Genomic DNA, 12995 nt, shown 5'->3' with positions numbered 1-12995 from the left:
GGAATCGACATCCGGACTCATGCTCAGCCCTTGCTCGACCCCAGCGTCAGCCCCGCGATGAAGTGCCGCTGCAGCAGCAGGAAGACCAGGATCGTCGGCAGGGCCACCAGGACCGAGCCCGCGGCCAGCAGGTTGTAGTCGGTGAAGAACTGGCCGCGCAGGTTGTTGAGCGATGACGTGATCGGGAGTTTGTCGGGGTTGGAGATGAAGATCAGGGCCCAGAGGAAGTCGTTGTAGATCCAGGTGAACTCGAGCGTCGCGAGGGCTGCGATGGCCGGGCGGCACAGGGGCAGCGTGATGCGCCAGAACTGCGTCCAGACACCGGCGCCGTCGACGATCGCGGCCTCCAGGATCTCCTTGGGCAGGGTGCGCATGAAATTGGCGAGGACGAAGACGCAGAAGCCGACCTGGAAGCCGATGTTGACGAGGATGACGGCCCAGTACGAGTCGTACAGCGTCATCGAGTCGGACATCCACCAGGGCAGGTCGATCTTCAGGAAGAGCACGTAGAGGGGCGTGACCAGGACCTGCGGCGGGAGCAGATTACCCGCGGTGAAGAACATCAGCAGGGCCAGGCTGCCGCGGATGTTGATGCGGGAGACGGCGAACGCGACGAACGCGGCGAGGAACAGCGTGACGACCACCGCGGGGACGGCGATGATCAGCGTGTTCGTGAAGTACTTGCCCATACCGGATTCGGTGTAGGCCTCGCGGTAATAGTCGAACGACAGCTTCTTCGGGAACGAGAAGTAGCCGTTCTGCGCCGTCTCCTCGTACGGGCGCAGGCTCGCGTAGACGGCGAGCAGCAGCGGTGCGAGGAACACCAGGGACACCGCGGACAGGAAGATGTGGGCGCCGAAGCGGCCGCGGCGCGGGCGCCGGGGCGGGCCGGACTCCCGCGCGGGCGGCGCGGATCGGCCGGGGCGGGCGCTGGTACGGATGTCCGCGGTCATTTCTCGCGTGCCCCTCTCAGCTCCTGGACCAGGAACGTCACGATGAATCCCAGCGAGACACTGAGCAGGACCACGGCGATGGCGGAGCCGAATCCGATGCGGCTCGCCTCGCCGATGATGTTGTCGGTGATGAGCACGGAGAGCAGTTCGAGGCCGTTGCGGCCCTTGTTCACCGCGTACACGATGTCGAAGGCGCGCAGCGCCTCGATCACGGTGATGACGCCGACGATGACATTCACCGGGCGCAGCGTCGGCAGTGTGACGCGGAAGAACGTCTGGCGTTCGTTGGCGCCGTCGATGGCCGCCGCTTCCTTCAGGGCAGGATCGACGGATTTCAGTCCGGCCAGATAGAGGATCATGACGTAGCCGGTGTGCCGCCAGCTCGCGGCCAGCATCATCATCCACAGGTTGATGTCGGAGTCGCCGAGCCAGTCCACGGGGTCGTTGGGGTCGTTCAGGATCGTGTTGACGACGCCCTGATCGGTGCCGAGCAGGAGCTGCGCCATGAAGCCGACGACGGCGAGGGACAGCACGACCGGCATGTACAGCACGGACTGGTAGAAGCGGCTGAAGCGGATGCCGCGGTCGATGAGGACGGCGAGGAAGAGCCCGAAGGGCGTCGCGACCAGGCCGAGGAAGGCGATCCACAGCAGGTTGTGGCGGACCGCGGGCCAGAACGCGGGATAGTCCTGGACCAGGTTCTCGTAGTTGTCGCCGCCCACCCACTTGATGTCGCCGATGCCGTCCCAGGACGTGAAGGACAGTCCCACGGAGGCCAGGGCCGGGCCCCAGACGATGACGATGTCCAGCAGAATGGGGATGCCCAGAAGCACGCCGAGCACGGCGATGTCCCGGCGCGTGAAGCGCCGCGTCGCCCGTCGTCCGGCGCGCCGCGCGGTTTTCTGCGGCACGGAGTGCGTTCCTCCCGAATCGGTTCTCTGGCGCGCGGGCGGCTCAGCTCACGGACGCGGAGAAGATGTCCTTCTTCTGGCGTTCGATGCTGTTGACGAGCCCGTCGACGTCCTTCGGGTTGTCGATGAAGTCCTGCAGCGCCTTGATCATCACGGTCTGCGCGAAGTCGGGGCGGGTGTCGCGGTCCAGGAACTGGGAGATGTGTTTGGCCTTGGAGACAAGGTCGGCGGATTTCTTCTGCAGCGGGCTGTACTTCCTGGTGTCGGCGCCGCCGTTGACCGCGATGTTGTTGGGGTCGCCCTTGAGGTAGACGTCCTCGGCCTTCGCGGTGCCGAGCCAGGTGAGCAGGTCCTTGGCGGCTTCGACGTTCCGCGACTTCTTGGCGATGAGGAATCCGTCGATGGGGGCTTCCACGGCGTCCTGGCCGAACTGCGGGTCGATCTCGGGGAACGCGAAGAAGTCGATGTCGTCGCGCTCGTTCACCGGGAACTGCTGGCCGGGGTGCGGCATTCCGAAGACGGCCATGCCGGTCTTGCGCTGCTGCAGCCCCTGCCCGGCCTCCTCCCAGGTGCGGCCGAGCGCGCCCTTTTGGTAGTACGGCATGAGTTCACGCCACAGGTCGAAGACCTTCTTCACCTTCCGGTCGGTCCACGCCTCCTCGCCCGCCATCAAACTCTTGTGGAAGTCGTAGCCGTTGAGCCGCAGGTTGATGTAGTCGAAGGTGCCCATGGCGGGCCAGCCGTCCTTGTCGCAGAAGGCGACGGGAATGCCGTCCTTGTGCATCTTCTTGGCGAGGGCGATGAACTGGTCCCAGTTCTTGGCCTGTTCATAGCCCTGCTTCTGGAAGAGGCTCTTCCGGTGGAAGACGGCCCACGGGTAGTAGTAGTACGGCACGAAGTACTGCTTGCCGTCGTGCGTGGACTGTTCCTTCAGCGCCGGCGAGAACCCCTTGAAGTCCTTCCAGACATCGCTGATCTCGACCAGCAGGCCCTTCTCGGCGAAGTACTGCATGCGGTAACCGGCGAACCACATGAAGACGTTGTCCGGTGAACCCTGGAGATAGCGCGTGATGTTCTGCTGGAATTCGTTGTGCTCTGTGGTGTTGACCTTGACGGTCTTGCCGCTCTCCTTCTCGTACGCGTCGAAGGCGGCCGCGAACGCCTTCTTGGGCACGGCGTCCGACGAGTTGGAGCCCACCGTCACTTCGTTCTTGTTGCCGCCGGGCCCGTCGCCGCAGGCGGTGAGCAGTGCCGGGAGGGTGACCGCCCCGGCGCCGACGGCCGCACCGCGCAGGAGATTCCGCCGGGACATCGGATGTCCGGAGCCGCCGTACGGGGCTCCCGGACCGTTGAACGCATTGAGCACTGACTGTGCCATGTCCCCCTCCTCGGGGTGCAACCAAACACAACCGAACGCGTGGCTTGGATCTCACCCCCAAGAGCCAACGCCGTCAAGGGTTTTGACGTCGGCTGCCCGAACCGTTACCGCTCCTCTTCCAACAGACTTCAACACGCCCTACCGTAAGCGCGCACACGTGACACGTACACGAAGACATCCCATCTTCCGCGAGTACGGAGGAACGTAACGATGCGTCACCTTCCCACCCCCACAACCCGCCGAAGAGTGGTCGGGTCGCTCGCCGCCGCGCTGCTGTGCGCGGCCGGTCTCGCGGCACCCGCCGTCGCCCGGGACACCGACGCCCCGGACACCGCCCAGGCGCGCGCGGTCGACGGCCCACGGCTGCCCGACGGCCTCGCCCTCACCCCGCCCATGGGCTTCAACAACTGGAACGCCACGCACTGCCGCGCCGACTTCGACGAGTCCATGGTCAAGGGGATCGCCGACATCTTCGTACAGAAGGGCCTCAAGGACGCGGGGTACGAGTACGTCAACCTCGACGACTGCTGGGCGCTGCCGCAGCGCGACGCGAACGGCAAGCTGGTGCCCGACCCCAAGCGGTTCCCCAACGGCATCAAGGCCGTCGCCGACTACGTCCACTCCAAGGGGCTCAAGCTCGGCATCTACACCAGTGCCGGGACGAAGACCTGCAACACGGCGGGCTTCCCGGGCGGCCTCGGCCACGAGCACAGCGACGCCCAGCAGTTCGCCGACTGGGGCGTCGACTACCTCAAGTACGACAACTGCAATAACCAGGGCGTGGACGCGAAGAAGCGCTACATCGCCATGCGCGACGCGCTCAAGGCCGCCTCCGAGACGACGGGCCGCCCGATCGTCTACAGCATCTGCGAGTGGGGCGAGAACAAGCCGTGGGAGTGGGCCGCCGACGTCGGCCACCTGTGGCGCACCACTGGCGACATCAGCGACAACTGGGGCTCCATGTTGTCGATCATGAAGCAGAACCTGCCGCTCGCCCAGCACGCGGGCCCCGGGCGCTGGAACGACCCGGACATGCTGGAGGTCGGCAACGGCGGCATGACCGCCACCGAGTACCGCACGCACTTCTCCATGTGGTCGATCATGGCCGCGCCGCTGCTCATCGGCTCCGACCTGCGCAAGGTCAGCCCCGAGACGTTCGACATCCTCGGCAACAAGGAAGTCATCGCCGTCGACCAGGACCCGCTGGGCAAGCAGGGCCACGTCGTCTCGTCCACGGGCGGGCGCTGGGTCGTCGCCAAGGAGATGAAGGACGGCAGCCGCGCCGTCGCGCTGTTCAACGAGACCGGCAGCGCGCAGACCATCTCCACCACCGCGCGCGCCGTGGGCCTGCCTGCCGCCGACGGCTACACCCTGCGCGACCTGTGGAAGCACGAGAGCTACAACGTCGCGGACACCATCTCCGCGACCGTGCCCGCGCACGGCACCGTCCTGGTGCGCGTATCGGCCGACGACAAGTGGCAGGACAAGCCGCCCGCCGTCGACCTCGGCGCCGACGGCAGGCCGCTGGTGGAGGCCGGCAAGGCCGAGAAGCTCCTCACCAAGGTCGCCAACCGGGGCAGCACGAATGCCCGTGACGTCCGCGTCTCGCTCACAGGACCCTCCGGCTGGGGCCTGACGGCGACCTCCCCGACCCGCGCGTCCGCGCTCCGCACGGGCGAGATCCTCGGTACGTCATGGCAGGTGACGGCGCCGCGCGACGCCAAGCCCGGCACGTACACCCTCGATCTGAAGGCGAGCCACCGCGCCCCCGGCGGCGGCCGCGTCCCGCTCGAACTGCCCCTGACCGCCCAGGTCGTGGTGGCCCCGCCCGCGGGCGACTCCGCGCTCAGCGGACTCCCCTGGCTGTCCAGCACCAACGGCTGGGGCCCGGTCGAGAAGGACACCAGCAACGGCGAGAGCGACGCGGGTGACGGCAATCCGATCACCATCGGCGGCAAGGTGTACGCCAAGGGGCTCGGCGTACACGCCGACAGCAGCGTCGAGTACTACGCGGGCGGCGCCTGCGAGAAGCTGACCGCGCAGGTCGGCGTCGACGACGAGAAGGCCACCAAGGGCACGGTCGCCTTCCAGGTGTGGGCGGACGACAAACTGGCCGCCTCCACCGGCGTCCTCACCACCGCCGATCCCGCACAGGCCCTCTCGGCCGACGTGACCGGCGCCGAGGTGGTCCGGCTCGTCGTCACCGACGGCGGCGACGGGATCGACTCGGACCACGCGGACTGGGCGGAGCCGGTACTCGGCTGCTGAGTCCGCGGCCGCGACGCCCGTGCGCGTCCCGGCTGCGCCAGTGGGCCCGGCCCTGTCCCAAGGACTCGGCCGGGCCCACACAGCACGTCACGGCGTACGGAACCCGCGGAAGGTCACCGACTTACGGCTCTCGAACCCGAGCCGCTCATAGAGGGCGATGGCACCGGTGTTCGCCTCGGCCACGTGCAGGAACGGCCGCTCGCCCCGGGACAGGATGCGTTCGACCAACGCGAGCACCAGACGGGCGGCGTGCCCCTGGCCCCGTGCCTCGGGGGCCGTGCACACGGCGCTTATCTCGGTCCAGCCCGGCGGCCGCAGCCGCTCGCCCGCCATCGCCACCAGGCGCCCTTGCGCGCGGATCCCGAGATAGGTGCCGAGTTCACAGGTACGGGGCCAGAACGGCCCTGGCGCGGCCCGCGCGACGAGGTCGAGCATGTCGGGCACGTCCGTCGGCCCCAACTCCACGATGGCGACGTCGACATCAGGGTCCGGCTTACTGGGCCGGCGGCCGGCGGGCCACAGCATCTGCCGCCCCTCCAGCTCGAAGACCGGCTCCCAGTCCGCCGGCGGGACCGCCGGGCTGCTGAACATGTCGGCGAACCCGCCGCTGCCGAGCAACCGCGCCAGATCGGCCCAGTCCGCCGAGTCGGGCTCGGCCGGCACCGCGCAGAAGGTCGCGACGTCCGGCAGGTACGTGGCCGCCTGCCCCCGCCGTCGGGCCAGCTCCGCGTGCTGCCCGAGCAGCGACTGGGCCACGGGATTGTCGAGCACGACGGCATCACTGTTCACCCGCCTGATCCTCGCATCCCGGGAGCGCTCGGCGGCACGGGGGTCGGCATCCCGCGGCAGGCGACCGAGCTCAGTTGCCCGCTGCGACCCGAGCCCACTTCGTGGTGCCTCCGCTGCTGCCCCACTCACCCCACTGCTGGGCGCGAGCGCCATTGGCCTTGCTGGAGTTCTCGATCTCCAGGTCCTTGCCGCTGGCGGCGTTCACGAGTCGGCCGTTCGAACCCCGGCCCCAGATCTGCCCCTGGACCCCGGACTTGCAGGCCCACTGCTGGGCGCGGGCACCGTTGGACTTGCTGGAGTTCTCGATCTCCAGACACTTGCCCGTGGCCTTGTTCACGAGCTTGAAGTACACGCGCTCACTGTTGACCCACGACATGCGCCATCGGGCCGAGTCCTGACCGTTGCAGCTCCACTGCTGCGCCCGGGCGCCATTGGCGGAGCTGCCGTCCGCGATCTCCAGGCAGCGGCCGCTGTTGTAGTTCACGAACAGCATCCAGGTATCGGCCTGGCTGGTCGACGGCGTCACCATGACCAGAGCGGCACTGGACGCGGCCACGGCAGCCAGCTTCGATGCGATCTTCAAGATGTCCCCCCATTACGGAATATGTGCGGTCTTTCCCCCACAGCAAACAAGATCATAACGTCGGGAGGGACAGCCACCGCACGCCCGGCCCAGCCAGGGCGACGCGACGTCGAAGGGGTGACGGGCCGAGGTGGTCAGACACTTCGTACGTCGGCGGTGTGCATCAGCAGTCCGCGGAGGCCGTCAGCCCTCTCAACGATCAGACCACCGTTCATCTGCCCAATCGCTTCGTCGCGTCCGAGTTTCCTCCCGACGGGCAGCGAATTCCTGCTCAATCGCGAGCAGGATCCCGTCAATTCGCACCGCGTGCTCTCCCGCCATGCGTGTGTCTTCCGGATCGACACTCGCATGCTTCTCGCGGATCTTCTGCCGGGGGCCCCGGGCCGTGCCCCTTCTCGGCTGCCGCCGCCCGATCGCACCGAACGCCGATCGGGCGGGGCAGCCAAAGGGACGTATCAACCGTTGTCCCTCGCCCTCTCGTACGCCTCTTTGATGTCGGCGGGGACGCGGCCACGATCGTTGAGGTTGTACCCCTGTTCCTTCGCCCACGAGCGGAGGGCCGAGCCCGATTCCTGCTCCTTGCCCCTGGTGGGCGCGTTGCGCATACCCGGCTGGTTCTCCTGCCGGTCCTGGTCTTCTGCCATGGCGTGATCCCTGTCTGTCGGCCTTCGGCTCGGAACGCATCGAAGGCGGGGAAGACTGCGCCGGAAACGTCACGGCGGTCTCTGGCCATGCTTGACGCCGCCGCACCGCTCGGCCCGCCAGGGCACTGTCCGCATGAGCCATCCGAGTGACGTCCCACTCCTGGCCAGGCTGTTCTCCACACCACGCGACCAGCCCGCCGTGCCCACCGCCTGCCACCCGACGGCAGGTGGGCACCCGTAGCACTGCGCATCGGCGAACTCTTCGGAGTCATCGCCCTTGACGAGACCGTTCGCCAAGGGCGCCCCCCCTCGACCACTCGCAGGCCCGTACACAGCGGCGTGAAGCCGCGGTCAGCCCTTTCCTGCCGGCGTCCCGTTATGGGTCACAACGCCCACGACTGGGTGACGTACTGGCGCACCACAGCCACGTAGCAACAACGGCCGGCGCGACCGCTCTCAGCGATTCACCGCGGGCCGCAACCGCCCCACCGTCGCGTCCGGGTACGCCCGCAGCGCGGCCGCCGCGGCGCCGACGAGGCCCGCGTCGGTGCCCATCAGGGCGGGGGTCACGGTCAGGCGGCTGACGAAGGACAGCGTGGCGTAGTCGCGCAGGGCTCGGCGCAGGGGGGCGAACAGGACGTCGCCCGCCATCGCCACGCCCCCGCCGATCACCGCGATGTCGATCTCGACGAGCGTGGCCGTGGCGGCGATGCCCGCCGCGAGGGCCTGCGCCGCGCGCTCGAACGACGCGATGGCGACGGGGTCCCCCGCACGCGCCGCGAGCGCCACGGCCGCCGCGGAGGTGTCGCCGTCGGGGCCGGGGAGCCAACCCGCCTCCAGGGCGCGCCGGGCGATGTTCGGGCCGCTCGCTATCCGCTCGACGCAGCCGCGCGCCCCGCACGGGCACGGATCGCCGTCGAGGTCCACGCTGATGTGACCGATGTGGCCCGCGTTGCCCGTGGGGCCCGGGTGCAGCGCGCCGTTCAGGATCAGGCCGCCGCCGACGCCCGTGGACACCACCATGCACAGCGCGTTGTCGTGGCCGCGGGCGGCGCCCTGCCAGTGCTCGGCCGCCGTCATGGCCACGCCGTCGCCCACCAGCTCGACGGGGCGTCCGCCCGCGGCGGCGCGGACCCGCTCGACCAGGGGGTAGCCGCGCCAGCCGGGGACGTTGACCGGGCTGACCGTGCCCGCGGACGCGTCCACGGGACCCGCGCTGCCGATGCCGACCGCACGGACCTCGCCCCACGGCTCCCCGGCGGTCAGCTCGCCGATCACTTCCTCGACCGCCCGCATCACGGTGTCGCCGTCCTCGCGCGCGGGCGTCGGCCGCTGGACGCGCAGCAGGATCCGGCCCTGGCCGTCCACCAGGGCTCCGGCGATCTTGGTGCCGCCGATGTCGAGTGCGGCGACGAGGTCCGTGGGCATCAGTGTGAGATCTCCTGGTGAAAGGGCAGGCCGGAGAGTGCGGTGCACAGTCTCTCTTGCATCTGACAACGTTGTCCAGGTTCTATGCTCGACGCCACATGCCCGGCACACGCAAGGAACGCATGTGCAGGGGACGGAACCACCGATGACCGTAAGGGGTCGGGAACGGAGAAACCCCCCGCCGTGGTGGATGTCATGTCGGCCCATACACAGTGGGAAGCCTCAACTTCCTTACGCGGGCATGCCCTCATTACGCAGACTGACATACGCAGACCGAGATCCGCCCCCAATGGACGACAGACAGGACAGCGCACCGTGGCAGAGACCGCCCGCACCCCCGTCTCCCGCCTCCGCGCCGACGGGAGCCCTTCGGACGGCACCGCGGACGCCAAGAGCCGCTACGGCAACCGGCCGACCATGAAGGACGTCGCCGCGCGCGCGGGCGTGGGCCTCAAGACGGTCTCCCGCGTGGTCAACGGCGAGCCGGGCGTCACACCCGACACGGAGCGGCGCGTCCAGGAAGCCATCGACGCGCTGGGCTTCCGGCGCAACGACAGCGCGCGGGTGCTGCGCAAGGGCCGTACGGCGAGCATCGGCCTCGTACTGGAGGATCTGGCAGACCCCTTCTACGGGCCGCTTAGCCGGGCCGTCGAGGAGGTGGCCCGCGCGCACGGGGCGCTGCTCATCAACGGGTCGAGCGCCGAGGACCCGGACCGCGAGCAGGAGTTGGTGCTCGCGCTGTGCGCACGCCGGGTCGACGGGCTCGTCGTGATCCCCGCGGGCGACGACCACCGCTATCTGGAGCCGGAGATCGCCGCCGGTGTCGCCACGGTGTTCGTGGACCGGCCGCCGGGCCGGATCGACGCCGACGTGGTGCTCTCCGACAGCTTCGGGGGCGCGCGTGACGGCGTCGCGCACCTCATCGCCCACGGTCACCGCCGTATCGGCTTCATCGGTGACCAGCCGCGGATCCACACCGCGATAGAGCGGCTGCGCGGCTATCGCGCGGCCATGGCGGACGCGGACATCGACGTGGACGAGTCATGGGTGTCGCTCGGCCCGACGGACCCCGAACGGGTCCGCCACGCCGCCGAGTCGATGCTCACGGGCCCCGCGCCGGTCACCGCCGTCTTCGCCGGCAACAACCGCGTCACGGTGACGGTCGTACGCGTCCTCGCCGCCCTCCCGCGCCCCGTCGCCCTCGTCGGCTTCGACGACATCGAGCTCGCCGACCTGCTGAGCCCCGGCGTGACCGTGGTCGCGCAGGACGCGGCCCAGTTGGGCCGTACGGCGGCGGAGCGGCTGTTCCGCCAGCTCGACGGCGCATCGGACGCGCCGGAACGCATCGAGCTGCCGACGCGGTTGATCACTCGGGGGTCGGGGGAGCTGGCACCGGCGGACTGAGACACCACAGGCCGGAGGCTTCGGGCGCAGGCCTGAAGCCTCCGGCGTGCCTCAGGCGTGCGGGTCGCTGACGACCACCTTCCCCCGCCGGTCGAGCGCGTCGATCGTGCGGTACTGCCTCTCGACCGCGGGCCGCCTGCGCGCGAAAGTGAGGAACGAGCCGTCGGCGTTCAGCCTGACCGTCTGCCGCGCCCCGTCGGCCCATGTGATGCGCACGGCCACGGCAGGCTTCGCGGCGTGTCCGTAGGTCGTCTCGTAACCGTCCATGTCGGTGGTCCCGCCGCCGGTCCACAGGGGCAGCCGATCCAGCGGCTCCGCGTGCGCGCCGTTCGAGCAGTCGGTGCCGCCGCCCTCCTCCGTTCCGTCGGCGGCGACATACCGCGTGTACGTGCAGGTGCCGCCGCTCTCGTTGGGTGCCTGCCAGACCTGCATGGTCCTGCGGCCGTCCGGCATCGGGGCCTCCACCAGCATCCGGGCCCGGTCCAGATCGACCCCGCCCATATCCCCGCCCTCGATCCGCGTGAGCCCGTCGACCACTCCCGACGGGAGCACTCCCATGGCGTCCGCCACCGCTGTCACTCCTCCCAGTGCCACGACCGCGGCCGCGGCCACCAGCCAACGGCGCCGCACGCCCTGCGCACGATGCGGTCGTTCGCCCTGCGTCGTGTCGTCCGAAGCCGCCGACTTCTCCGTACGTTCCGTCATGATCCGGGCCAGGACGGCCTGCCCTTCGGGCGCCTGCGCGGCCCCGCTGAACCCGTCCCCCCGCGCCGGGTCGCCCGGACCGAGCGTGCGCCGCACGTAGTCGAGCGCCTCCCGATTAGCCTCCGCCTGCCGCCCGCTCATGCCTGCCTCCCCTTCAGCGCCACGGCGGTCCGCGGTGCCCCCTCGTCCGCGTACGTCCCCTCGAGCGCCCGTTCCAGCCGGCGGCGCGCCCGGTGCAGCCTGACCGCGAAGGCGCGTCGGCCGCAGCCCACGACGGTGGCGGCGTCCGCCACGTCGAGGCCGTCCCAGCCCACGAGCAGCAGCGTCTCCCGGTCCCGCGCGGAGAGCGTGCCGAGCGCCTGCCTCAGATGCAGTACGCCGACGACGTCCCCCGCGTGGTCCGGCCCGACGGGCGGTGGCGCGGCGCTGCCGATCCGGGCGGTGAGCCGCTCTCCCCGCTGGTCCCCGCGCCGCTGGTTGGCCAGCACCCGGCGTGCCACGGCGTACAGCCACGGCAGGGCCTCACCCGCGGCCTCCGGCACCTTGGCCAGGCGCCGCCAGGCGACGAGGAACGTCTCGGCGGCCACGTCACCCGCCGCCTCGGGGCCCACTCTGCGCGCTGCGAACCGCAGCACGGGTTCGTAGTGGGCCTCGAAGAGCCCTCGGAAGCGCTCCTCGGCCGCCGCGTCGGCTGCCGTGTGGGCGGCCGAGTGGGCGGCCGAGTGGGCGGCCGTCACCCCGCCGACCTCTTCCTCACCTTTGCCCGGTCCGTCCCGTCTCCGGTCGTCCCCCCGCACCCCGTCTCCCTCCTCGCACCGGCACCGACCTCTCGGGTCCGCTGCCGTCCGCTCCGGTTCTCATGCCTGTCTATGTCCGGCGCGGGCGGTGGGGTTACAGGCGGTCCGGCACCTCTCGCTCCTCGGGGACCCGCAAGGTGATCTCCCAGGTGTCCGCCGCGAAGTGCGGGGCGAAACCGTGGGACGTGTACAGGCTCAGGGCGCCCGTCTCGTTCTCGGTGTCCACGCCGAGGCCGACGGTGGCGCGGCCCCGGGCGGCGTACACGGCGAAGGCATGACGCAGCAGGTGGCCCGCGATGCCCCGGCCGCGGAACCGCTCGCGGACACCGAGGTTGCGGATCCAGGCCATGGCCTCGCGGTCGTCGCGGGTCAGTACGACGGCGACGTCACCCTCGCCCGGCAGGGCGGCGATCCACACGAGCGACCAGTCCATGCCCTTGCCCAGGTCGGCCAGCCACTGCTCGTGGCCGCGCGGCTTGTGGTCGTGGTGGGCGGTGAAGGTCTCCTCGACCAGGGCGTGGGCGCGCCGCCGGTCCGCCTCGGACTCGCAGGTGCGCAGGGTCAGGCCGGGTGGCGGGACGGGGGCGGGGTCGGCCGCCGGGGACAGCGGTCGGGTCAGGACGTTGTAGCGGCGGACGGCCTGCCAGCCCCGGCGGGCGAGCGTCGTCCGGTCCAGCGTCGGGCGGCTGTTGAGGGTGAGGTGTACGACGGCTCGGGTCACGCCGTTCTCCGCGGCGCGGTCGACGGCGCGCCGCTCGATGGCGGCGAGCAGGCGTTCCCCGGCATCCTGGTGGCCGGGCAGGACGTAGTGGTCGGCGTCGATGCGTTCGCCGCCGGAGTCGTCCCACAGGAGGCCGTACGCGACCAACTGCCCGCGCCGGAAGGCCAGCCAGGAGTTGCGGCCGAGGTCGGCCTCGGGGTGCACCAGGTCGGTCTCGACGGTGCCCAGGTCGGTCTCGGGGTGGCCGACTTCCGCGATGTCGACGGCGTTGAGCAGGCCGCAGATCTCTTCGGCGTCGGCGGGGGTCGCGGGGCGTACGGTCAGGTCGGGCGGAGGAGTCGCCGTGTCCTGGCCTGGCGATTCTTCCGGCGCGGGCGACTGGGTCGTCAACTCGTCCATCTGGACAGAGTCCGC

The 12995-nt window shown here is 70.1% G+C and carries 11 protein-coding genes and 1 pseudogene; 2 read left to right on the top strand and 10 right to left on the bottom strand.

The window, feature by feature from the left end:
• Positions 1-23 precede the first annotated feature (23 nt).
• From IEY91_RS10105 to IEY91_RS10095, 3 genes are read right to left on the bottom strand one after another with little or no spacing between them, the layout of a single operon-like run.
• Positions 24-953 (bottom strand): carbohydrate ABC transporter permease, encoded by a 930-nt coding sequence (locus IEY91_RS10105; protein WP_189173692.1) that lies wholly within the window; start codon positions 951-953, stop codon positions 24-26.
• Entirely contained in the window at positions 950-1864 is a 915-nt protein-coding gene (locus tag IEY91_RS10100) for a carbohydrate ABC transporter permease (RefSeq protein ID WP_164326844.1), read from the bottom strand. Before IEY91_RS10100 ends, IEY91_RS10105 begins: the two co-directional genes overlap by 4 nt.
• A gap of 43 nt (positions 1865-1907) precedes the next feature.
• Complete coding sequence (locus IEY91_RS10095) at positions 1908-3176, bottom strand: ABC transporter substrate-binding protein (RefSeq protein WP_189173872.1); 1269 nt, start codon at positions 3174-3176, stop codon at positions 1908-1910.
• Between the two features lie 276 nt (positions 3177-3452).
• Here IEY91_RS10095 and IEY91_RS10090 point away from each other — a divergent pair, with 276 nt between their 5' ends.
• Positions 3453-5510 carry an NPCBM/NEW2 domain-containing protein gene (locus IEY91_RS10090; RefSeq protein WP_189173691.1) on the top strand — a complete coding sequence of 686 codons (2058 nt, stop codon included), beginning with the start codon at positions 3453-3455 and terminating at the stop codon, positions 5508-5510.
• Positions 5511-5597: 87 nt separating this feature from the next.
• Here IEY91_RS10090 and IEY91_RS10085 read toward each other — a convergent pair whose 3' ends face one another.
• The 4 genes and pseudogenes from IEY91_RS10085 to IEY91_RS10070 all read right to left on the bottom strand — a co-directional run bounded on the left by IEY91_RS10085 (position 5598) and on the right by IEY91_RS10070 (position 8954).
• A complete protein-coding gene (locus IEY91_RS10085) occupies positions 5598-6299 on the bottom strand; it encodes a GNAT family N-acetyltransferase (RefSeq protein ID WP_229696839.1) in 702 nt (233 codons plus the stop codon).
• A gap of 70 nt (positions 6300-6369) precedes the next feature.
• The gene (locus tag IEY91_RS10080; protein WP_189173689.1) at positions 6370-6882 is read right to left on the bottom strand and encodes an RICIN domain-containing protein; all 513 of its coding nucleotides are present in this window, start codon (positions 6880-6882) and stop codon (positions 6370-6372) included.
• A gap of 455 nt (positions 6883-7337) precedes the next feature.
• Positions 7338-7490: pseudogene (locus IEY91_RS10075) on the bottom strand (Lsr2 family DNA-binding protein); the annotation flags it as partial.
• Positions 7491-7982: 492 nt separating this feature from the next.
• Complete coding sequence (locus IEY91_RS10070) at positions 7983-8954, bottom strand: ROK family protein (protein WP_189173688.1); 972 nt, start codon at positions 8952-8954, stop codon at positions 7983-7985.
• Positions 8955-9371: 417 nt separating this feature from the next.
• Here IEY91_RS10070 and IEY91_RS10065 point away from each other — a divergent pair, with 417 nt between their 5' ends.
• On the top strand, positions 9372-10358 hold the full coding sequence (locus IEY91_RS10065) for a LacI family DNA-binding transcriptional regulator (RefSeq protein WP_229696879.1): 987 nt from the start codon (positions 9372-9374) through the stop codon (positions 10356-10358).
• Between the two features lie 51 nt (positions 10359-10409).
• Here IEY91_RS10065 and IEY91_RS10060 read toward each other — a convergent pair whose 3' ends face one another.
• The 3 genes from IEY91_RS10060 to IEY91_RS10050 form a co-directional block, all read right to left on the bottom strand.
• Positions 10410-11204, bottom strand: a complete 795-nt coding sequence (locus tag IEY91_RS10060) for a hypothetical protein (RefSeq protein ID WP_189173686.1) — start codon at positions 11202-11204, stop codon at positions 10410-10412.
• Complete coding sequence (locus IEY91_RS10055) at positions 11201-11800, bottom strand: RNA polymerase sigma factor (protein ID WP_189173685.1); 600 nt, start codon at positions 11798-11800, stop codon at positions 11201-11203. Before IEY91_RS10055 ends, IEY91_RS10060 begins: the two co-directional genes overlap by 4 nt.
• 154 nt (positions 11801-11954) lie before the next feature.
• Entirely contained in the window at positions 11955-12980 is a 1026-nt protein-coding gene (locus tag IEY91_RS10050; RefSeq protein WP_189173684.1) for a GNAT family N-acetyltransferase, read from the bottom strand.
• Positions 12981-12995: the final 15 nt, after the last annotated feature.

This window comes from Streptomyces lasiicapitis (assembly GCF_014646335.1).
Lineage (GTDB): Bacteria > Actinomycetota > Actinomycetes > Streptomycetales > Streptomycetaceae > Streptomyces > Streptomyces lasiicapitis.
The sequence above is the reverse complement of the archived record's forward strand: the minus strand, read 5'-3'. Positions and strand labels throughout refer to the sequence as shown.